Origin of the sequence: Sunxiuqinia rutila (assembly GCF_050589705.1) — a bacterium.
Classification (GTDB): domain Bacteria; phylum Bacteroidota; class Bacteroidia; order Bacteroidales; family Prolixibacteraceae; genus Sunxiuqinia; species Sunxiuqinia rutila.
Map to the genome: position 1 here is coordinate 61534 of NZ_JBNGOT010000011.1, position 22154 is coordinate 83687.

The window sequence follows — 22154 nt, forward strand, 5'->3', positions numbered from 1 at the left end:
ACTGGTAGCGCGAATGAAACTTGTGTTTTTAAGTTATTTAATTGCAGGATTATTAGTAAATTGGGCAAAAATCTTGCAGAAATTATGAAAGGGAAATTGCTTAATCAGAACCAACAAAGTTTATTCCATCCCATACTCAAAGACATCATTAATCCTAAGCACGAACTGGCAGCACTACCACATCATGCTGACTGACAGCGCCTTGAAGAAAACCTCAGTCCGCTCTACTCTCATACAGGGCAACCTGGGGTACTATACGAACGATGGTTGTTTTACTGTTGTTAAAAAGGATTTACAACCATTCAAACCCGAAGTGATGAGATTAAAAGCACCAATGACACACTGATTAATATAACGGTTCAAAAGAAAAATATCACCTACCCAACAGATGCAAAACTTCAGGTAAAAGTAATTAAACGACGTAATAAGATTGCCAAAGCAGAAGGCGTAGAACAGCGTCAGAGTTACAAAAACACGATGAAAAAACTCTTGTTAAAGCAACGCTTTGCTCACCATCCGAAACGGAAAAAAGAAGCGGCTGCTGCTTTACGGAAACTACGATATATTGCAGGACGTTTGGGTCGGGAGTTGAAACGAAACTGGATCAGGATGTTTTTGTACAATATGAAGAGGTCTTGCAAAAACTGCAACAAGATTGTCATTCAACGGAAAAATGACAGTAACAAAATTTACAGCTTACACGAACCGGAAACAGCATGCATTGCAAACGGCAAAGCTCACAAGAAATTTGAATTTGGCTCAAAAGTTTCTTTTGCAGTTGTACCAAAGATCAACATCATCGTTGGAATCAATAATTTTAATGGAACCCCCAATGATACGTCAACACTGGAACCAGCACTGGAAAACATTGAAAAGGTCAGCAAGATAAAATTTAAGAATGCTATCGTGGATCGAGGTTACATGAGAAAAGGTGGTTCGGGATACAATTATTGTCACCCCCAGGCCACCTTCTTCAAAGCGTCCTTACTCCAACAATACAATGCGTAAGAAGTGTAAATCGAGAGCTTCTATAGAACCCGTTATTGACACACAAAAAATGGATACCGAATGACTAAAAATTATCTGAAAGGAATTGCTGGTGACTCTATTAATTACAACCTGGTCGCCGCAGGCTTCAATTTCAAAGGATTACTTCGGAAAATCAAAGAAGAAGAAGAAGTTCTTTGGCTTGAAATTTTACTGGTAATATTCATTAGACAAAAAACAATTATCGCTAGTAAATATTAGTTCTTAAGGATTAACTATTTACTTACAATTAGGTATCAATAGAAAAAATTGGATAAAAAAGGTTGAGTTTGCTTATGCAAGATTTTACTCAATTCCAAATCAATTAATCTATTCCAATAGATAGATTTGGTTTCAATTCTATTAATTTATACTTTTATGTATAAGAATTGTTCTTTAATATTGTTGAAGGTGATTTATCGAGACCACAAGAAATGACAACCATCTATACTGCTGAATGAAAGCGCATTGAAACAATAAGACATGCCCTTATTCTGACTATTCCAGCCTCCTTTCTAATTCTTTCATATCAATTGATATCTTGGAGTCCACAATCCGTGCGTAAATCTGTGTCGTTTTTAGAGAAGTATGTCCAAGCATTTTTGAAACTGTTTCAATCGGAACTCCATTTGCCAAAGTAACAGAAGTTGCAAATGTATGCCTTGCCACATGCATAGATAAATTTTTTGTTATCCCACAAACGTCAGCCAATTCCTTTAGATACTCGTTCATTTTTTGATTTGAGCGAACTGGAAGTAATTTTCTCTCGGCATGATTATCGGAGTAATATTCATATTTCTGCAATATTTGTTTTGCTTCCGGCAACAATGGCACCCTAAACCGGTTGTCAGTTTTAGATCGATCATCAATAATCCAGTCGTTGCCGTCGTCACCTTGATATATATTGTCTAAACTTAGTCCTTCCAATTCTGCATATGCCAGTCCTGTATAACAGGCAAAGACGAAAATATCCCGAACAAGGCTCAATCGAAACGTTCCTAATGGCTTTTTTTTAAGTGTTTCGACTTCCTTAAGCGTCAAGTAGTCCCGATTTGTTTTATTTCGAGTAGGAGTAAATATCTCATAAGGATTTTGTATATTAGATTTTAACGCCAACGGATTTTTCAACGCTTTATTCAAGTGTTTGTGGTAGGTGAGGACAGAATTAGGCTTTAGGTCATATTTTATCTTCAAATAAGTATCAAGTGAATAAATAAAATCTAAGTTAACCATAGATATGGGCATATCACTTCTTTTGAATTTCTTCAATACAAATTCACCAAGTCGATCCCGGGTAGTTTTGTAATGACTGAATGTACCCTTTGAATAATCTACTCCGACCTTTGATTCGACATCCCTGACCGTGTAATTGAAAACGTCCATCAGCCCAGTAGTTTTTCGATGCCCGAGTATTTTTTCTTTTAAATCTATTATGGTAAACTCGTCTACTGTTGAATCCAGAACATTAAAAGCATCCTGAACCTTCGTCATCAGTTTATCCAATCGCTTGTTTAAAGTTTTGCTTTCTTCATTCTTGCCTTTTACCTGCTGCATTCTTTCATCCCATAAGTCAGGGATAATAAAAAGACCTGTAGATAATTCGAAGCGTTGGCCATCCATGGTGCACCGGACATAAACCGGGCATTTCCCGTCAGCGCGAGACTTTGATCTCTTTAAAGAGAAATTTACAGTAACTCTCATAACTCAACTCATTTTTTGGTTTAAAAATGGTCTCGTTTCCATGCTCTAAATTAACCTGTATGGGTCTCATTCACAAGCATCAAAACGAAACAAAACATCTCAAAATGAATTAATTATCAGAAAACTACGTCGATTACCGAGACCTTTTGACAGTTTTTGTAAATAGGTCTCGATATGGTCTCGTTTATTTTACGAATTGGTACATATTTTGGCATCTGTCGCAAAATAAAAAAGCGCCTAAACCAATGATTTAAGCGCTTTTGAGTCTTTTTGACTTCTTACTTGGTGACTCAGCTGGGGTTCGAACCCAGGACCCCATCCTTAAAAGGGATGTGCTCTACCAGCTGAGCTACTGAGTCATCATGTGTAGTGCCTTTTTGTTTTAAAGGCGTTGCAAAAGTATGCTTTTGAACCTAAAATGCAAAACATTTTCTCATTATTTTTTCAAAAAAAAGCACCCCCCAAAAACAAACATAAGATTATAAGAAACTTAGAGTCTAAAAAAAATTACTCCCAGTTTTTCATTCAAAAAGCCGCGGCCACAAACGAGCTTAAAATAAAAACACTAATTTTGCAGCCAATTGATTTTTCTGAATTATGAAAGACAAAATAGTTGTCATCACTGGTGCATCATCTGGAATTGGGAAAGCCCTGGCATATGAATTTGCCGCTCGTGGAGCTTCGCTTTCGTTGGCTGCTCGCAGACTGGATCGTCTGGAAGAAATAAAGAACGATTTGCCTCAAACCAACATCCTGACCACGCAAGCAGATGTCAGTCTCGAACAGGATTGCAAAAACCTGATTGAGCAAACCATTGCTCACTTTGGTCGAATTGACGTATTGATAAACAACGCAGGAATATCCATGCGGGCTTTGTTTAGCGACTTAGACCTTGACGTGATCCGAAAGCTGATGGATGTTAACTTCTGGGGAACGGTTTATTGTACCAAATACGCCATACCACACCTGCTTGCTGTTAAAGGTACCGTAGTGGGTGTTATTTCTATTGCGGGATATGTCGGACTTCCTGCCCGCACTGGCTATTCAGCATCAAAATATGCCATCCGCGGCTTTTTAGATGCTCTTCGAATTGAAAATAGAAAAACCGGCCTTCATGTGCTGGTTGCCGCACCGGGCTTCACAGCTTCCGAAGTTCGGGAGTCTGCCCTGACCCAAAATGGCACTTCGCAAGGGCAAACGCCACGCAACGAAGGCAAAATGATGACTGCAGAAGCCTGTGCCCGACACATTGCCAATGCTGTTAAAAAACGCAAACGCGAGATTATCCTGACTTTCATTGAAGGGAAATTCACGGTTTTCCTCGGGAAATTCTGGCCTACCATGCTCGACCGACTGACGTATATTCACATGGGGAAAGAAGCCAATTCTCCATTTAAATAAATAACATGCTAATTCACGAAACAAAGGTTCGCGTTTACTATGAGGATACCGATAAAATGGGAGTCGTCTATTACGGTGTTTACCCCCGCTACTATGAAATCGGACGAACAGAGTTGATTCGTAGCCTGGGGATTTCTTACAAAGAAATTGAGGAGACCAATATTCTGCTTCCGGCGCGAAGCTTAACAATAAATTACCTCAAGTCAGCCTACTACGATGATCTGCTCACGATCAGGACGATTATTGAAACCATTCCGAAAGTAAAGTTTCCAATTAAAACAGAGATTTACAACCAGCAGAATGAGTTAATCAATTCTGGCGAAGTTGTGCTTGCTTTTTTTGATGCAAACACCAACAAGCCCTGCCGGATTCCCGAGAAATTCCGCCAAGCCATGGAGCTTCATTTTAAATCTTAAGTTGGTTGATCAGGGAGTAGGCATAGCTGACGATTACAAAAATCCAGATAATAACACCGGCAATTTTATTAAACCACCAAAGCAACCGCAGGTTAAAACGATGCTTAAATAAACTAACCAAGCCGGTAAGAAACAACCACCAAAGACATGCTCCGGAGAAGACTCCGAAGACAATGAAAAACGACTGGTAAGGCCGGTCGATATTCAGCACGATACCGGAACTGGCAAACACCGCCAGAAAAACAAAAATAACCAAAGGGTTAGGAAAGGTAATCAGGAAGGTAGAAACATAGTCCTGCAAGTAAGAAGATCCTTTCCGACGTAACCGCCGAATGTCTTTTACAGGATTCTTCAGGAAGATATGTACACCCAACAGAAAAATAATGAGGGCGCCCAGTGTTTGAAACGTCAATTGGTATTGTCGGATAAAATCAATTAGCCAGGTTAAACTGAATCCGGCAACAATCGCATAAATGGCATCCGAAGTCGCCGCTCCCATCCCCGACAAAAAGCCTGCGGTGCGGTCTTTATTTACAGTTCTCTGAATAATCAATACACCAATTGGTCCCAAAGGAATGGACACTGCAACCCCAATAAACAAGCCTGTTAAAAACAAATTGAAAAACATGCTGCAAAAATAATTATTTGAAGAATATGAACTCCCAATCACTTCCTTTTAAATTTATTTTGTGCCATTTATTTGTAATTTTACCCGAATAGACCAAATAAACATACCTATGAACCGAATAGCACTTCTTTTATATCTAACTATTCTTTCCACATCAATTATGGCACAAGACTTTCAGCTTGACTTATGGGCGAACGGAGCTCCCAATAAAAACAATCCACCGGGAGAAGAAGACTATTACCAGGAAAGAGGTACCTACCGTTACAAGAACATTTCAAAAGCTGAGCTTTTTATATACCAACCCAGTCAGGAAACAAACACCGGCGCGGCTGTAATCATTTGTCCCGGAGGGGGCTACTGGATTGAAGCCATCGACCACGAGGGATTTCGCATTGCCGAATACCTGAAAAGTCAAGGTATTACCGGAATTGTTTTAAAATACCGCCTGCCCTATGGCAACTCAGAAATCCCCCTGACCGATGCCTTGCAGGCCATCCGGCTCACCCGCTCAAAATCCCAGGAATGGGGAATTGACCCTCAAAAGATCGGTATTGCCGGCTCTTCTGCTGGAGGACACCTGGCCTCGACGGCTGGAACTCATTTTGACTGGGCAGCTCCCAATACCGCAATTCCTTTTCAGGAAATAAGTGCCCGTCCCGACTTCATGCTTCTACTATATCCCGTCATTAGCTTCAAAGAAGGTATCGGACACATGGGCTCAAGAAAAAATTTGATTGGTGAAACCAATGATTGGTCAATCGCCAAGCAATTTTCCAATGAACTATGGGTAACGGAAAACACTCCACCCACATTTTTTGTTCTAGCCGATGATGATAAGGCCGTCATTCCCGAAAATTCAATTGCTTTTTACAGGGCATTAAAAGATTACGCCATCCCTGCCGAACTTCATATTTTCGCCAAGGGAGGACATGGCTTTGGAATGACCGACCGGGATATTCCGGCAGCAAAGTGGCCAGCACTTTTCATCGACTGGCTAAAATCAATGGCAATAATTAAATAATGACACAAGCACAACATCCAAACAAAATTTTTAAGTTCTGCCCCAGCTGTGGCTCAACCCAATTGAGGCAGTCGGGCGATCGTTCCAAAAAATGCCCGCATTGCGGCTTTCACTATTTCTTTAATACTTCGGCGGCTGTTGCCGCCATTATTTTTGATCCCGAAGGAAAAATCATGCTGGCCCGAAGAGCCGTAGACCCCCATAAAGGGCAACTGGATTTCCCCGGTGGATTTGTTGATCCGATGGAAACAGCCGAAGAAGCATTGACCCGCGAAATTCAGGAGGAACTGGGAACAAGCGTGAAAAAAATGACCTATTTCGCGTCGTTTCCCAACACCTACCCCTTTGCCGGCATGGAAGTAATGACGCTGGATCTGGCTTTTCTGGTTGAACTGGAAACACTCACCGGATTAAAACCGATGGACGATATTGCATCCATCGAGTTCTACCATCCATCGGAAGTCAACCTGGACGAGCTGCCCGCACAATCAATGAAAAACATCTTAAAAAAATTAAATGAACACACCTGAAATTATACCCCAAAGAATAGCGCAACTGCGGTTGCAAATGAAAAAAGCAGGCGTACAGGCCTGTTATTTCTCCGGAACAGACCCGCACCAAAGTGAATACATGCCCACCCACTGGCAAGCCAGAAGCTACATCAGCGGCTTTACCGGCTCGGCAGGTTTGGTGGTTGTAACCCACGAAAAAGCAGCTTTATGGACCGACTCGCGTTACTTTCTTCAGGCCGGCCAGCAATTGCAAAACACCGGAATTGAACTTATGAAACAGCGGGTTGCCGGTACGCCTGAACCTGCCGAGTGGCTAAATAATTCCTTAAAGGAAGGTGATACCGTTGGAACCGACTTTGCATGCTTGTCTGTTCTACAATACAACCAGCTGAGCAAAGCCTTGGCTACGGGAGGTCTGACATTGAAAGATACCAGCGATTTGCTGTCTGCAGACTGGGAAGAACGTCCTCCCCTGCCCAATAACCCGATTTTTGAACACGACTTGCAATATGCCGGTACCAAACGGACCGATAAGATCAGTGCCATCCTGAATTTTGTGAAAACTAACGGCGCCAATGCCACCTTAATCACAGCGCTGGATGACCTCGCCTGGACCTTCAACCTGAGAGGAACAGATGTTGATTTCAACCCCGTATTTGTTGGCTTCGCATTTTTATCCGAAAAAGAAAAAGTGCTGTTTGTCGATTCAAAAAAAATGGATTCAGAATTAGCAGCGAAGTTGCAGGAGGATCAAATTCAGCTTAAAGCATATACTGAATTCTACAGTTTTCTGTCCCAGCTATCACCAGATACAACCATCATGATTGATTCGGCGCGAACCAACCAGGCTTCCATAGCTGCTATTCCGCCAACAATTCAGCTTGTTGAACAAACCTCAGCGCCTACTCTGCTGAAAGCCCAAAAGTCAACCTTTGAAATTATTCATCTTCGCGAAACGATGAAAAAGGATGGAGCAGCCATGGTTAAGCTCCTGCATTGGCTTAACCAAAACGTTGGCCAAACAAATCTGACAGAGTATGATGTTGTTGAAAAACTGGAATACTTCCGGGCTCAGCAAGACGGTTTTCAGGGAAACAGCTTCTACCCCATCGTTGGGTTAAATGCCAATGGAGCCATCGTACATCGCTCGGTAAGCAAAGAAACAGCTGCTGAAATTAACCAGGACGGCATGCTGCTTTTTGATTCCGGCGGACAATATTTAGGCGGAACAACAGATATCACACGCACCATCGCTCTTTCAAGCCCAAGCGCTCAACAAAAACGGGATTTCACCTTGGTGCTGAAAGGCATGATCGGATTGAGCATGGCTCAGTTCCCTGCCGGAGCATTGGGAAGCAACCTGGATGCTTACGCGCGAATGCATTTATGGAAAAACGGCTTAAACTACGGGCATGGCACCGGTCATGGAATCGGCTACTTCCTGAATGTGCATGAAGGCCCCATGAGCATCCGACAGGAGTACAATGAGCAAACCATTAAGCCCGGCATGGTATTATCCAACGAACCCGGCCTTTACCGCGAAGGCGAATATGGCATTCGAATTGAAAATGTGATTGTATGCACAGAAAAAGAAGAAACACCATTCGGCCGCTTTCTGGCTTTCGAAACACTCACCCTTTGCCCCATTGATCTGAAATTAATTGACACCCAGCTGATGACCAAAGAAGAAATTGACTGGCTGAATCAGTACCATCAAAAGGTGTATAAAAAGCTAGCTCCTCTATTGGAAGCGGATGAGCTTGAATTCCTGAAGCAACAAACGCAGGAAATTCACTAAAAAAAAGAAGCCGTTTGCAATTAATGCAAACGGCTTTATTATTTCATTCCTTTTCGGATTATCATTCACTATTCATCGAGATCAGGAACTCTTCAATCGAATTGCTGCGCATCAAGCGGGTCTTTATAAAGTCCATCGCCTCAAGCGAATTCATATCGGCCAGATAGTTCCGCAGAATCCAAACTTTGTCCATCATTCCTTTAGACAGTAATAAGTCTTCACGACGCGTACTTGAAGAAACAATATCCACAGCAGGGAAAATACGCTTGTTCGACAAACGACGATCCAACTGCAGTTCCATGTTACCTGTTCCTTTAAATTCTTCGAAGATCACATCATCCATTTTCGAACCGGTTTCTGTCAGTGCCGTTGAAAGAATGGTTAATGAACCACCTTCTTCAATGTTACGTGCAGCACCAAAGAAACGCTTGGGTTTGTGCAGCGCATTGGCATCAACACCACCCGACAGTACTTTACCAGAAGCGGGAGCTACTGTGTTATAAGCACGCGCCAAACGTGTAATTGAATCCAACAGAATAACCACATCGTGTCCACATTCCACCATGCGTTTTGCTTTTTCCAAAACCATGCCGGCAACACGTACGTGACGATCAGCAGGTTCATCAAAGGTTGACGAAATCACTTCAGCATTTACGCTGCGAGCCATGTCGGTCACCTCTTCCGGACGCTCATCAATCAACAAAACAATCATGTAAACTTCCGGGTGGTTGGCTGCAATCGCATTGGCTATTTCCTTCAGCAACATGGTTTTACCCGTTTTAGGCTGGGCTACAATCAAACCACGCTGGCCTTTACCAATTGGTGCAAACAAATCCACTACGCGAGTCGAAATATTGTCATGTCCGTTTCCGGTCAAGTTGAATTTTTCGTTCGGGAAAAGCGGTGTCAAGTGATCAAAAGGCACACGATCACGAATATAATCAGGTGTTCTTCCATTGATTTCCATCACTTTAATCAACGGGAAGTATTTTTCGCCTTCTTTAGGCGGACGAATCGTTCCGGTAATTGTATCTCCGGTTTTCAATCCAAACAACTTGATTTGAGATTGCGACACATAAATATCATCCGGAGAGTTCAGGTAGTTATAGTCCGAAGAACGCATAAAACCATATCCGTCAGGCATAATTTCCAAAACCCCCGAGTTGGTTATGATTCCCTCAAATTCATACGATTTATCAGGACCACCATTGCCATGTTTTCCTTTGTTTTCCCATTTTGGGTGCTTGGGCTTGCGCTCGGGCTGGTCTTTTTTCTGATCTTTTGGGGTGTGTTTTTGAGCGGATTGCTCTTGTGGGCCTTTTTCTGCCTTCTTAACAGTAACGCTGGGTTTTGAAGCTTGTTGCTGTTGTTCTTTCGGCTCTTCTTCTTTTTTATTCTGAAGCTCAACCTCTTTCTTTTCCTCAGGCTTTTCAGTAGGTTCAGCTGATTTTCTGTTCTTATCAAAAAACGAACCGGCTTTAATTACAGTAGTGCGTTTACGTTTTTTGGGTTTGGCTCCATCCTGTTTTTCTTCCTCATCGCCGGATGGTTTGTTTTTCGTTTCATCCTTGGGTTCTTTCCCTTGGGTTGGTTTATTTTTGGGACCTCTTTCTTTCTTCGGGAAATCTGATTTCTTCTCAGAAGCGATGATCGCTTGAGTGTCTAAGATCTTGTAAATCAGGTCTTGTTTTTTGAAAGATTCCACTTTCTTAATGTTAAGCTCCTTAGCGATATCCCTAAGTTCGGGAACCAACTTTTTGCTTAATTCAATAATGTCGTACATATTTTTTGAAAATTAATTACATCTATAAAATGCTCGGAGGAGAAAAGTAAAATGTATTTTTGGAAAATATCTGGATATAGTAAACTCTAGAAATATTCTGCAATAATAAGTAATAAGTAGTTATTCCCCAAAAAAGATTCTATTTTCTCTGCTTTTTTTCTCCAAGGTCGGGGAATTTTTTAAACAAAAAAACGTCTTTTTGGTTCATTCATGAAGGGAAACCCCCAGTTTCCGGCAAAATTTGTGCTACTCATGAAAAAAATGTATAGAATTATAAATTTTCCGCATTATATAACTATTTTCACTTCGACAAAAGCAAAGATTGATTTATTTTCATTTTATAAACTGAACACTGATACCGAACTGGATGAGACAGTTAAAGATTACCAAACAAGTAACCAACAGGGAGACCTTATCGCTTGATAAGTATTTGCATGAGATTGGTAAGGTGGACTTGTTAACCGCAGAAAAAGAGGTTGAACTGGCTAAACGTATTAAAAAAGGCGACCGCGCTGCGCTGGAAGAACTCATCAAAGCAAACCTCCGCTTTGTAGTCTCTGTATCAAAACAATACCAAAACCAGGGCTTAAGCCTTCCGGATTTGATTAATGAAGGCAACCTGGGGCTGATTAAAGCAGCCGAACGTTTTGATGAAACCCGTGGATTTAAATTCATTTCCTATGCCGTATGGTGGATTCGTCAATCCATCCTGCAAGCACTGGCCGAACAAGCCCGCATTGTTCGCTTACCACTCAACAAAATTGGGTCAATTAATAAGATTAACCGGACCTTTTCCAAACTTGAGCAGGAATACCAACGTGAACCCACGGCCGAAGAAGTGGCCAAAATTCTGGAAACAACAGCTGAAGTTGTTGAAGATTCCATGAAAGTATCCAGTCACCATGTTTCTATGGATGCCCCCATGCGCGATGAAGACGACAACAACCTGTACGATGTGATGCTGAATGACGAGTCGCCAAGCCCGGACAACGGACTGATGAACAACTCGCTGAAGAAAGAGATTGAACGAACTCTGATGACTTTAGGCGAGCGGGAAGCCGAAATTCTGAAGTATTATTTTGGGCTGAGCGGATACCGCCAACATACGCTGGAAGAAATTGGAGACATCTTTAATTTAACCCGAGAGCGGGTTAGACAAATCAAAGAAAAATCCATAAAACGACTAAAAAACAACTACCGCAACCGACTGTTAAAAACCTACTTAGGACAATAAATACGGTACTCCCGCACTTTCGGATTTCAAATAAGCCGGAGATAACTTACCTTTGTGGCAAAATTATCAATTCATGACCACAAGATTCGTAGCGCCTTCGATTTTATCTGCCGATTTCGGCAACCTGCAAGCCGATATTGAAATGCTCAACCAAAGTGAAGCCGATTACATTCACTGCGATGTAATGGATGGAGTTTTTGTTCCCAACATTTCTTTTGGAATTCCTGTCATTGAAAAAGTGGCCGAAATTGCAACCAAGCCGTTGGATGTTCATCTGATGATTTCAAACCCCGACGATTTCATTGTCCCTTTTCGTCAGGCCGGAGCTTCCATTTTAACCGTACACTACGAAACCTGCCCCCATTTGCACCGAACCGTACATTCAATTAAAAATGAAGGGATGAAAGCCAGTGTTTGTCTGAATCCCCATTCGCCGGTTCATTTACTCGACGACATTATTGGTGATCTGGATATGGTACTGATCATGTCAGTCAATCCGGGCTTTGGCGGACAAAGCTTTATCAAGAATACGTACAAAAAGATTAAACAACTGAAAGAGTTGGTGGCTTCAAAAAACCCTAAATGCTTAATTGAAGTAGACGGGGGTGTCAATTTTGAAACTGGTGCAAACCTTTATGATGTAGGTGCTGACGTGTTGGTTTCGGGAAGCTTCATCTTCAAGGCAGACGATCCGATTGCCACCATTCAAAAATTTAAAAATCTTTAAGCCTGCTTTTCTGAAAAGCCTGTTCCTGGCGGACAGGCTTGATTTTCCTTCATATCCTTAATCGCACAGCCTGTTGCGCAGATCCCGCATTTATCAGGCTCAGAAGTTCCTCGTTTCGCCTGACTCACGGAACGTACCACCCGATACACCTTACGGACAATAACCGCAATGGCAATCAATAAAATAAGGTATGTCAAGATTTCCTGAACCATAAACTTCTCTATCCAATAAGGCACGCTGCCCTTCTATACTAAAAGAACAACCGAGCCAGGTGCAATGTTACAAAAGCTAAAACCCAAGCCAGCGCGGTGGTATAAACCATCGTAAAAATTGCCCAATACAATTTTCCCGATTCATTTTTAATGGTGGCAATAACTCCAATACATGGAAAATAGGTTAAAATAAAGATCAAAAACGCCAAGGCAACAGGCACTGAAATGATTAATTCACCTTGCTTGGGACCCGACAAATAACGTTCCTGCCTCAGTTTGCGGGTCAAACTGACATCACCACCATCATCAACCTGGTAAAGTACCCCCATGGTGCTTACTACAATCTCCTTGGCTGGCAGCCCCGCCAACAAAGCTACACTCATTTTCCAGTCGAAACCGAGCGGACGCATAGCAGGCTCAATAAACTGACCAATTCGCCCCAGATAAGAATTTTGCAGGCGAGCAGCCTCTTGTTGCAACTCCATCTGATGGAGGTTCGCCGACGGACGGTCCAGCGTTGATTCCTGCTGAAGCTCAACAGTCTGAACAACTTGTTTCTCCGCTTCCACATCGTACCGTGGGAAATACCCCAAGGCCCAAATAATGATGACTCCGAGCAGGATAACTCCTCCAATTTTCTTTAGGTACTGCCAGGTTTTATCCCACATGTGCATCAACACATTTCGCAAAGTCGGAATCCGATATGGTGGAAGCTCCAACACAAAAGGAGTTTCCTTGCTTTTAAAAATCGTTCGATTGAAAAGCTGCGCCATCAGAAAAGCGACAAAAATCCCAGTAAAATAGATTCCAACTAAAACAAGCCCCGGATTACTGGGAAAGAAAGCCGAAATAAATAAGACATACACAGGCAATCGTGCACTACACGACATGAAGGGAATGATGAGCATGGTCAGCAGGCGATCGCTTGGACTACGTAGCGTTCGGGTGGCCATAATGGCCGGCACGTTGCATCCAAAGCCCATCACCATCGGAATAAAGGAACGGCCATGCAGCCCAAAATAGTGCATAATTTTATCCATAATAAACGCTGCACGGGCCATATAGCCCGAATCTTCCATGATGGATATGAAAAAGAACAGGATCAAAATATTGGGCAAGAAAACCAATACACTTCCGGTTCCATCGATAATTCCATTGGTCAGTAGGTCACGCAACATACCTGACGGCATCCATGATGAAACTAAATTACTCAGTCCCCCCACCAGTTCTTCAATCCATCCCATCGGGTAACTCCCCAAGCTAAACGTAGTGTAGAAGGCGATAAAAATCAACACAATAAAAATGGGCATCCCCAACAGCGGATGTGTCAAAAAATGATCAATTTTATCGGACCGTGATTTTCCTGAGTTTCTTTTTTGTTTGAAGTTTTCTTTTAGCGCACCAGCAATAAACCCATACTTAGCATCGGTAATCACCGTCTCGCTATCTTCATTGTAAAGCGATTCAATGCGATGAGATTCCTCCTTGGTAATGGCTTTTATTTCATCAAAATTAGAGTAGCGCGATAAATTGAACAAGGTTTCGTTATCCTTTTCCAATAATTTCAAGGCCATAAACCGAGAGGAAATTTTGTCGGTAATTGGCTTGTTTTCTTTTATTTTAGTTCGGATGCGCTGAATTGCCTTTTCAATCTCCTGTCCGTAGTTAATATGAATATGCCGAACAATCGGATCGCGATCTTCATAAACCTCAATGGCTTTTTGGAGCAAATCATCAATGCCTTTCCCCTTCGAGCTGACGGTCGGAATAATGGGAATCCCCATCATCTTGCCCATCTTTTCGTAATTGAGGCTTCCTTGATTTTTCAACAACTCATCGTACATATTCAAGGCACAAATTACCTTGATATCCATATCTATCAGCTGCGTGGTCAAAAACAGGTTGCGCTCCAGATTGGAAGAGTCGACAACATTAATTACAATGTCGGGAGTTTCTTTCCAAATGTATTTACGAACATAAATCTCTTCCGGAGAATAAGCTGTCAACGAATAGGTTCCGGGCAGGTCAACAAGATTAAATTGAAACCCAAATTTTGAAAATGAGGCTTTTTTAGCACTAATGGTCACCCCACTGTAATTCCCCACATGTTCTTTGGAACCTGAAAGAAAATTAAACAGCGTTGTTTTCCCACAATTCGGATTACCCACCAAGGCAATATTGATGATTCGCCCCTTTTCCGAGGCCGATTCTTTTAGCGTTTCCTGATCAATTACCCCGTCAAAGCCAGTAGAAAGCTCTTCCGTGACCTCATCAAGCAACATAACCTCAATCAAACTGGCTTCAGATCGACGTAAAGTAATATTGTAATCCAGAATTTTGAATTCAATAGGCCCTTTGAACGGAGCATTTTTTATGACTTTAACTTCTTTCCCCCGTACAAAGCCCATTTCCATAATCCGTTTCCGGAAGGAGCCATGGCCCAAAACCTTGGTTATTATTACCGTTTCATTATTTTTTACCTCAGAAAGCCTCACCCACTGTTTCCTCTATGCTAATTTGAATTAAATTAAAATAACGGTGCAAAGATATTCAAGTTTTATAAAAAGAATTGAAAAATAAAGGAAAAGCCGTGCCGGATTTTGGGATTACGTTAACTTTGTAAATAGAAGGAAATAGCCATGAAAGACGAGAACAACTTGAAACACATACAAGATGCCATCAATAAGCTGCCGGAAGATTTCAATATCCTGGAAGAGCAAATTGATATTGAACTGCAGATGGCTTATTTTGATATGGCTCGAAAACAACGAAATGAAAAACCGGATGAGTCGCTACTCCCCCAAGCCAGCAAAGACCTGTACGACCCGACAATAAGCCTGGAAGACAAAAAGAAACTACTGGTTCAACTGGCAGGTCTCGACAATGTGGAAGCCTTTCGAACCATTGAAGCGTTCCAGAAACAAGCATCCGATGAAATCAAAAGCTGGTCGGTGCTTGCCCTGCAGGAAAGCCGAATGGTCATTCAAAGCTCGTTGCTGGGCGAACAACAAGTGTTCATCTCAACCGGATTGGGTGGCAAAGGACAAAACATCCGCTATTTTGCGGCCTTACTGCACGAAACGCCGGTCGCGGCCTTCAACGAAACACAGCAAAAACTGGTGGAGAGTGAATTTCAATTTTTTCTGAAGGAAAGTGAAGGAGAGCTGGAAGGAATCAATTTTCAAGGCCCTATAGCCACTGCCATTTTTCTGTTTCCGCTCAAACAGAACTTACACACCACTTTCAAATCGTTCATTGACGAATGCAACCAATATGGCAATTTCTTGAGCGAAAATGTAATTATCACCAACGTGAAGAAACTATCGATTGAAGAAATTCAAGAATTTATAAATAAGAATAATGATGACAGAGAATAAAATTAACCTGGCCCTGCAAGTGCTTCCACAAGCTGAAGGAAAAAATAGCTACGATTTGGTGGATGTTGCCATAAAGCTCATCGAACAATCCGGTTTAACCTACCAAGTATGCCCTTTTGAGACCGTTATTGAAGGAAAATTTGACGAATTAATGGACTTGGTGAAACAAATCCACCAGGAGTTGAAAAATAATGGCACCGAAAAGTTAATGACCTACATCAAGATACAAACTGTTTTTCAGGAAGATGTAACTATTGACGATAAAATGAGAAAATATAAATGAGAAAAAAGGTCAAAATAATTTGACCGTTTCTTCAAAAATGTGCTATATTTGCATCGCATTTGCAAAGGACCTGTAGCTTAATTGGATAGAGCACCTGACTACGGATCAGGAGGTTAGGGGTTCGAGTCCCTTCAGGTTCACTCGAAAAAAGAGTCAAAATCACACCCGATTTTGACTCTTTTTTTTATGCCATTTTAGCAAGAATTAACGAGAACGCAAATTTCGTTTGCGAAGAATACAATTTTTTCTACTTTTGTCGCCGGGTAAGTCCTGTGCGACCAGCTCCCGCTGAATCCCCCCAGGGTCGGAAGGCAGCAAGGGTAGGTGGTTGTAGCGGTGCGACACAGGTAGCTTACCCACCTGCCGAATTAGCTCAGTTGGCCAGAGCACGTGATTTGTAATCTCGGGGTCCTCAGTTCGAATCTGAGATTCGGCTCATAAAAAGCGTAAAATCAAACAAGCAATTGTCTATTTTTACGACCAAAGTTCAAAAAGTATTGACGAATTGATGAAGTTGAATAACGATTTGCATTTTTTATAGCGAAAATTCAAATCCTCCAAAATTCTATCCTTCAGATATTCAAATGGGGAGATACCAAAGCGGCCAACTGGGGCAGACTGTAAATCTGCTGTCTTATGACTTCGTAGGTTCGAATCCTGCTCTCCCCACAACATCAGAAATTTCAAAGTCCAAAGTTTGGAATTTCACTATTTGCGGGAGTAGCTCAGCTGATAGAGCATTAGCCTTCCAAGCTAAGGGTCGCGAGTTTGAATCTCGTCTCCCGCTCAACTTAAAAGGTTGTCAATTCATTTTTGACAACCTTTTTCTTTTTTTATCGAATCTATCACTCATCATTATTATCGATTAAGATTTAAAAACCAATCAAGCTCAACGATGTTTAAACTTAAAAATCAATGATTGGTCCGTTAAAAAAATACCGAATACAATTAATCTTCTTACTTGCCGGAGCTTTCGGTGGATTGATTTACTGGAAGCTCATCGGATGCACATCCGGCAGTTGCCCCATAAAATCCGTGTGGTACTATTCCACCTTATGGGGAGCTGTTGCAGGGTACCTTGTTGGGGACCTGGCTTATATGATCATAACCCAAATGAAGAAGAAAAAAAATGAGTAGAAGATTTAAGAGTATTATCAAGTCAGAACGTCCGGTATTAGTTGATTTTTATGCTGATTGGTGCCAGCCTTGCAAAGCCATCCCACCTATTCTGAAGGAAGTTAAAAGCACCTTCAAGGAAAGCATCCGAATCGTCAAAGTCAATGTTGACAACAACCCGTTTATTGCTTCCCATTACCAAGTGAAAAGTATCCCGACACTCATCCTATTCAAAGAAGGAAACGTTCAGTGGATCGCGGAAGGCGTTGTTGACCCGAACGAATTAAGCTCGGTCATTACACGCTACATCAATAAGAATTAACTTCCGCTCAAAGCTTGTCCTCAGCAATCATCCTCATTTTAAAAGAATGTGATGAAACCACTTATTCGGTGGCTTTCAGGCTTTCCTTGATAATTTCCAACTGCTGTTGCGGATAGTTTTCCTGTGGCTTTAATCCCAAGGCCTTTTGATAATAAAAACGCGCCATGCTGTAATCTTTGGTCAACATAGCCTGATCTCCATCCGCAATCAGTTTTTCATACGCCTGCTCATCGGCACCTTTCAACTCCTTCTCAATCTGTTCAGCAACCTCATCCAGCCTGATTTTAGGATAGGATTCATCTTGCTTCACCGCAAGCGACCGGTTGTAATAAGCTCTGGCCACCGAATAATTTCGCTGAACAAACGCCTCATCAGCCTTCGCAATCAATTCCTGGTATTCCTCTTCCTTCAATTTCGAAAGCAAGGAATTGGTCAATCGCTGAATCTCCTGAAGCTGATCTTTAGGATGCTGTTCCCACGATTTAATTTCCAGCGCTTTGTTATAGTAGAATTTTGAGATGCGGTATTGTTTATCGGCAAAAGCCTGATCAGCCTGCAGAATAGCGCTCTCATAATCGGCCAGCTCTTGCTGACTCATGCTCTTATTGATTATTTCCCGAATTTCATCCAAACGCTGTTTCGGATAACTTTCAGCCGGACGCTCACTCAACGCTTTCTGGTAATAATATTGAGCCACCTTGTAATCCTGCTTGCCATAATTCTCATCCGCTGAGGCAATGTAGGAGTTATAAGCCTCCCGGTCGTTGGTTTGAACAACCAGCACCGGAGCAGGCTCCTGTTCTTCAACTACAGCTTGTTCGGACACAAGCACTACCCGCTCCTTTTCTTTCTGATCAATTAACACCAACTGATTGGCCGGATATTGCTCCAGCGGTTTTACCAGCAAGGCTTCCTGATACTTTTCTTTGGCCGCTTGCCAATTTTCAGCATCAAACAACTGATCCCCCGAACGAATGGCCTCCGTGTAAGCAAGCTCCCGCTCCTGAATTTTCTGATTCACCAGCAACAGTTGCTCTTTCGGATAAGTTTCATCAGGCTTATAAATCAATGCTTCTTCATACTGAGCTTGCGCCTCCATCCAAGCCTGACTCTCAAAATACCGATCTCCTTCCTGAATAGCCAAGGCATAGCTAGCTTCCAGGCCTTGCTGTTGACGCAACTGTTCCTTCAACTGCTCAATCCGGCGATCAAGCTCCGGCGAATTGGCCGGAATAATCTCTTTGGCTTCACCATAAAGAGCAATGGCATTCTGAAACTCTTCCATGGCAGCGGCCTGCCCGGCTGCAGCGACTTTCTGATCGTAGGCCAACTGAATAACACGCAAAAGCGAATCCTGCTGCGCCTTTTGAAGCTGTGCCATGCGTTCCTGAGCTTCCTGCTCAATCAGCAAGTCAATCTGGGCGATGCGGTCTTTCGGGTACTGCTCATCCGGGAAAATGGTAAGGGCACCCACCAGGTGTCTCTTGGCATCAGCATATTCTTTTTGCTCAAAAGCCTGCTGTGCTTCAGCCAGGGCTGCATCGTAACGCTCTTGCTTAGCTTGCAAAACAGCCAAACGCTGTTGCTCTTCTTCAGCAGCCAGTCGAGCCAGTTCTTCCCGCTCAGCCAATAGTTGCTCAATTTCAGCAATGCGCTGAATCGGCAACTGCTCTTCGGGTTTGTAAGCAGAAGCTTCCTGAAAAAGACGCAAGGCTTCCTCCAGCTGTTCTGCTTTAAAAGCCGTTTCGGCCTGACGCATCGTTTGTGCGTAGGTTTGGTTAAGTTCTTCCTGTTTCTGAATCTCAGCCAACAAAGCATCAATCTTAGCCAGTTGTTCTGTCGGATAGGTTTCATCCGGCATCAAGGTATTGGCTTGCTGGTATAAGGTTCGGGCTTCGCCAAAACGCGAGTTATTGAATGCCAAATCTGCATTTTTAATTTTCTCATTGTAATCCTGCTGCATCTTTTCGCGTTGCAACTGGTCCTGAGCCAACTGATCCAAGATCGTCCCAATCCGCGCAATCTGAGCCAGCGCATAAGCATCATTCGGCTTTATTTCCAACGCACTGCTGTAGGCACTTTTCGATTCACTGTAATTTTCGGACTGAAAAAACTGGTCGCCCGATGCAATCGCATTTTGAAAGGCAGCTTCACGCTCCTGTTCAACCAGGCGATCAATTTCAGCCAGTTGTTCCTGCGGATAATTTTCCTCCGGAAGTAAGCCCAGTGCTTCTTCATATCCTTGACGAGCTTCAGCATACTGTTTGGCAGTCAGAGCTGCATCCGCCCCCTGAATAAGCTCGTTGTAGGCAGCACGTGTCGCTTCTGCCGCCAGGCGTTCCTGCTCTAGTCGGGCCAAAATAGCATCAATTTCTGTTACTTTTTGCTGCGGATAGGCCTCATTCGGCTTCAGCCCCAAAGCCGTTTGGTAGCTGTTTCGGGCCATGGCATAATTTTCAGCAGCCAACAAGTCATCACCAGCCTCAATTGCTGCCTGGTAGTCGGCAGCTAACTGCTCCTCTGCTTTCAGTTGTGCCGCAAGCTGCTCAATTCGATCAAGCTGATTTTGCGGATAACTTTCCTGAGGAAGCAGAAGCAAAGCCTCCTGGTAAGCTGTTTTTGCCTGCTCATACAATTCACTTTCAAAAGCCTGATCTGCCTGTGCAACCAGGGCATCAAACTGTTGCTTTTGCTCCAGCTGAAGGATCTGATCTTCGGTAGCCGCAATCCGGTCTTTGACCAACTGATTTTCAAACTTAATCGCCAGGGCAGCCTTGAAGCTTTCCAGTGCCGCCGGGTATTCGGCACGACCAAAGGCAGCTTCTGCTGTGGTCATCAATGTATTGAATTGTTCATCCAGTTGCTGCTGCTCGGCAAGTCGAGCCAGGATGGCATCAATCTCCCGAATCTGTGCCGCCGGATAATCCTCTTCCTTCAATGCCAGTGCCTGGGTGTAGAGTGATTTCGCCTGCGCATAAGTTTCACCAGCCATGGCCTCGTCGGCCCGACTAATCAAGTCGGCATACTCATTTTCCATCGCAATACGAGCCAGTTGCTCATCCATTTCCTGCACCCGATTTCTCACCGTTTCATCTTCCTGAATAAGCAATGCCTGCATCAGAAGCTGCTTGGCCTGTTGGAAATCTTCCTGACTAGCAAACATCGCAGCCTGCTCAACCAATTGATTGAATTGAGCCAGCTGAGCCATGGTTTTATCAATCTTAGCAATTTGCTCCTTGGGATAAGTTTCATCAGGCAAATAGCTTAGTGCCTCATTGAAAAGCGACTTTGCCAAGCCCAGATCTTCCTCTTTCAATGCTTCTTCTGCCTGTGCCACTTGCTGGTTGTAATTTTCACGATTCTGAATGGCCAACAAAGAGTTTTCAGCATCAGAAATTCGTTGCAGTGCTGTCTCATCGTTGGGCATAAAGGTTAACGCCTGGCGGAATGCATCAACAGCTTCCTGGTAGTTCTCCCTGCCAAAAGCCTGCTCCCCTTGCTCCATGAACTCATTATACTGCGCTTCCCGCTGAGCCAACTCCTGTTGTGCAGCCAGCTCGGTATCTATTTTAGCGATTTGTTCATTCACATAAGCAGCCTCAGAAGGCTTGACCTGCAAAGCTTCCTGATATAAGCTTTTGGCATCTTGCAAGCTACCTTCGGCATAAAACTCTTCGGCCCGTGTGATTAAATTCTGGTATTGAGTATCCAATTGCTGCTGAGCCATCAACTCTTCAGCCCGGGTAATCTGAGCCGTGGCATAAGCATCTTCCGGTTTCAATTCCAATGCCTCACGGTAAGTATTTTGAGCCTGTTCATAATTTTGACTAGTCATCAGATCATCCGCCTGCCTGATTTTTTCCTGGTAAGCCTGATCAGCCTGTTGCCGTCTTTCCTCTGCCAATCGCAAGGCACTCATCAAATCATTTAACTCCGCAATGCGATCACGCGGATAATCGCGTTCAGGGAAAAGACTGCTGGCTTGCTGAAGCTGCTCAATGGCCGCTTCATAATTTTCATCGGTAATTAAATTATTGGCTGCAGTGATAGCCCTTTGATAATCGGCTTCACGCTGAGCCTGGGCAGCTCGCTGCTCTTCTGTTAAAGCCTGCTCCTGTGCCCTGGCATTAGCAGCCTGTTCGGCCAGTTGAATATCGGAAAAGTAAACTTCAGAATCGAAATTATCAATACTTCCGTTGTAAAAAACCCTTCCGGCAGGTTTGTAGGTAAAACTTTTGTCAACTCCCGGAATTTCACGCACCAGTGACACGTCAATTTCAAAAGGAGGAAACTCGCTGTTTTCATCCAGCACTTCCTGCGGAATGTGGGTCGAAACAATGATCGTTTTTTTGTAGTAACCGTCTTTAAAGAAGGTCATGGTAAACTCATTGTTGTAATCGAATTCAAACCGAAAACGGCCGTTACGAGGCGGCGTAAAGGTTTCCTGCTCCTCGCCGTTTTTTAAAATTAAAATCTTGACATCGCTGTTATTGCCATCATCGGTACTCAACCGACCAATCACTTCCAAAAAAGTACCTTCCTGAGCATAAGCTTCCCCCAAAGCGCCCAAGCTTAACAGTAACATAAAAGTCCGAAT

19 protein-coding genes, 5 tRNA genes and 1 other RNA gene are annotated in these 22154 nt (G+C 43.0%); 18 read left to right on the forward strand and 7 right to left on the reverse strand.

From position 1 onward, the window contains the following. The first annotated feature begins 477 nt into the window (after positions 1 to 477). Together ACRD6K_RS14445 and ACRD6K_RS14450 are read left to right on the forward strand one after the other, a co-directional pair. Positions 478 to 1008, forward strand: coding sequence for a hypothetical protein (locus ACRD6K_RS14445; protein ID WP_430973813.1), 531 nt, complete (start codon positions 478 to 480; stop codon positions 1006 to 1008). A gap of 60 nt (positions 1009 to 1068) precedes the next feature. Continuing rightward, complete coding sequence (locus tag ACRD6K_RS14450) at positions 1069 to 1248, forward strand: hypothetical protein (protein ID WP_430973814.1); 180 nt, start codon at positions 1069 to 1071, stop codon at positions 1246 to 1248. A 276-nt stretch (positions 1249 to 1524) separates the two neighbouring features. Here the strand turns inward: ACRD6K_RS14450 and ACRD6K_RS14455 are convergent, their stop codons facing one another. Beyond that, positions 1525 to 2727 (reverse strand): site-specific integrase, encoded by a 1203-nt coding sequence (locus tag ACRD6K_RS14455; RefSeq protein ID WP_430973815.1) that lies wholly within the window; start codon positions 2725 to 2727, stop codon positions 1525 to 1527. A 283-nt stretch (positions 2728 to 3010) separates the two neighbouring features. Continuing rightward, positions 3011 to 3086 (reverse strand) — tRNA-Lys (locus tag ACRD6K_RS14460). 238 nt (positions 3087 to 3324) lie between these two features. Here ACRD6K_RS14460 and ACRD6K_RS14465 point away from each other — a divergent pair. After that, a complete protein-coding gene (locus ACRD6K_RS14465) occupies positions 3325 to 4128 on the forward strand; it encodes an SDR family oxidoreductase (RefSeq protein WP_299576463.1) in 804 nt (267 codons plus the stop codon). A gap of 5 nt (positions 4129 to 4133) precedes the next feature. After that, on the forward strand, positions 4134 to 4544 hold the full coding sequence (locus ACRD6K_RS14470) for an acyl-CoA thioesterase (protein ID WP_430973816.1): 411 nt from the start codon (positions 4134 to 4136) through the stop codon (positions 4542 to 4544). Here ACRD6K_RS14470 and ACRD6K_RS14475 read toward each other — a convergent pair. Beyond that, positions 4534 to 5172, reverse strand: coding sequence for a LysE family translocator (locus ACRD6K_RS14475; RefSeq protein WP_299576459.1), 639 nt, complete (start codon positions 5170 to 5172; stop codon positions 4534 to 4536). The genes ACRD6K_RS14470 and ACRD6K_RS14475 overlap by 11 nt on opposite strands. Positions 5173 to 5281: 109 nt before the next feature. Here ACRD6K_RS14475 and ACRD6K_RS14480 point away from each other — a divergent pair, with 109 nt between their 5' ends. From ACRD6K_RS14480 to ACRD6K_RS14490, 3 genes are read left to right on the forward strand one after another with little or no spacing between them, the layout of a single operon-like run. Then, positions 5282 to 6193, forward strand: a complete 912-nt coding sequence (locus ACRD6K_RS14480) for an alpha/beta hydrolase (RefSeq protein ID WP_430973817.1) — start codon at positions 5282 to 5284, stop codon at positions 6191 to 6193. Beyond that, positions 6193 to 6723 carry an NUDIX domain-containing protein gene (locus tag ACRD6K_RS14485; RefSeq protein ID WP_430973818.1) on the forward strand — a complete coding sequence of 177 codons (531 nt, stop codon included), beginning with the start codon at positions 6193 to 6195 and terminating at the stop codon, positions 6721 to 6723. The genes ACRD6K_RS14480 and ACRD6K_RS14485 overlap by 1 nt, the downstream gene beginning before the upstream one ends. Then, positions 6710 to 8503 (forward strand): aminopeptidase P family protein, encoded by a 1794-nt coding sequence (locus ACRD6K_RS14490; RefSeq protein ID WP_430973819.1) that lies wholly within the window; start codon positions 6710 to 6712, stop codon positions 8501 to 8503. The genes ACRD6K_RS14485 and ACRD6K_RS14490 overlap by 14 nt, the downstream gene beginning before the upstream one ends. A gap of 61 nt (positions 8504 to 8564) precedes the next feature. On the opposite strand, the gene rho is transcribed toward ACRD6K_RS14490, so the two are convergent. Then, positions 8565 to 10286 (reverse strand): transcription termination factor Rho, encoded by a 1722-nt coding sequence (gene rho, locus ACRD6K_RS14495; protein ID WP_430973820.1) that lies wholly within the window; start codon positions 10284 to 10286, stop codon positions 8565 to 8567. Positions 10287 to 10653: 367 nt separating this feature from the next. On the opposite strand from rho, the gene ACRD6K_RS14500 reads away from it, so the two are divergent. Both ACRD6K_RS14500 and rpe read left to right on the forward strand, forming a co-directional pair. Further along, positions 10654 to 11520: a sigma-70 family RNA polymerase sigma factor gene (locus tag ACRD6K_RS14500; RefSeq protein ID WP_299576449.1), complete on the forward strand. Its 867-nt coding sequence runs from the start codon at positions 10654 to 10656 to the stop codon at positions 11518 to 11520. 73 nt (positions 11521 to 11593) lie between these two features. Next, complete coding sequence (gene rpe, locus ACRD6K_RS14505) at positions 11594 to 12247, forward strand: ribulose-phosphate 3-epimerase (RefSeq protein WP_299576447.1); 654 nt, start codon at positions 11594 to 11596, stop codon at positions 12245 to 12247. Here the strand turns inward: rpe and ACRD6K_RS14510 are convergent. After that, positions 12244 to 12459, reverse strand: coding sequence for a hypothetical protein (locus ACRD6K_RS14510; RefSeq protein WP_430973821.1), 216 nt, complete (start codon positions 12457 to 12459; stop codon positions 12244 to 12246). The two genes, rpe and ACRD6K_RS14510, sit on opposite strands and share 4 nt — an antisense overlap. A gap of 38 nt (positions 12460 to 12497) precedes the next feature. Beyond that, a complete protein-coding gene (gene feoB / locus ACRD6K_RS14515; protein WP_430973822.1) occupies positions 12498 to 14954 on the reverse strand; it encodes a ferrous iron transport protein B in 2457 nt (818 codons plus the stop codon). 144 nt (positions 14955 to 15098) lie between these two features. On the opposite strand from feoB, the gene ACRD6K_RS14520 reads away from it, so the two are divergent. From ACRD6K_RS14520 to trxA, 9 genes are all read left to right on the forward strand, one after another. Continuing rightward, on the forward strand, positions 15099 to 15836 hold the full coding sequence (locus tag ACRD6K_RS14520; protein WP_430973823.1) for a hypothetical protein: 738 nt from the start codon (positions 15099 to 15101) through the stop codon (positions 15834 to 15836). Further along, positions 15820 to 16119, forward strand: coding sequence for a thiamine-binding protein (locus ACRD6K_RS14525; RefSeq protein ID WP_430973824.1), 300 nt, complete (start codon positions 15820 to 15822; stop codon positions 16117 to 16119). Before ACRD6K_RS14520 ends, ACRD6K_RS14525 begins: the two co-directional genes overlap by 17 nt. Before the next feature lie 66 nt (positions 16120 to 16185). Then, positions 16186 to 16259 (forward strand) — tRNA-Arg (locus ACRD6K_RS14530). 121 nt (positions 16260 to 16380) lie between these two features. Further along, an RNA gene (gene ffs, locus ACRD6K_RS14535) (signal recognition particle sRNA small type) lies at positions 16381 to 16480 on the forward strand. Between the two features lies 1 nt (position 16481). Beyond that, positions 16482 to 16555, forward strand: a tRNA-Thr gene (locus ACRD6K_RS14540). A gap of 150 nt (positions 16556 to 16705) precedes the next feature. Further along, positions 16706 to 16788, forward strand: a tRNA-Tyr gene (locus tag ACRD6K_RS14545). Between the two features lie 45 nt (positions 16789 to 16833). After that, positions 16834 to 16906, forward strand: a tRNA-Gly gene (locus ACRD6K_RS14550). 128 nt (positions 16907 to 17034) lie between these two features. Next, positions 17035 to 17256 (forward strand): DUF6132 family protein, encoded by a 222-nt coding sequence (locus ACRD6K_RS14555; RefSeq protein ID WP_430973825.1) that lies wholly within the window; start codon positions 17035 to 17037, stop codon positions 17254 to 17256. Continuing rightward, complete coding sequence (gene trxA / locus ACRD6K_RS14560; protein ID WP_299576436.1) at positions 17249 to 17557, forward strand: thioredoxin; 309 nt, start codon at positions 17249 to 17251, stop codon at positions 17555 to 17557. Before ACRD6K_RS14555 ends, trxA begins: the two co-directional genes overlap by 8 nt. Before the next feature lie 61 nt (positions 17558 to 17618). On the opposite strand, the gene ACRD6K_RS14565 is transcribed toward trxA, so the two are convergent. Next, positions 17619 to 22142 carry a hypothetical protein gene (locus ACRD6K_RS14565; protein ID WP_430973826.1) on the reverse strand — a complete coding sequence of 1508 codons (4524 nt, stop codon included), beginning with the start codon at positions 22140 to 22142 and terminating at the stop codon, positions 17619 to 17621. Between the last annotated feature and the right edge of the window lie 12 nt (positions 22143 to 22154).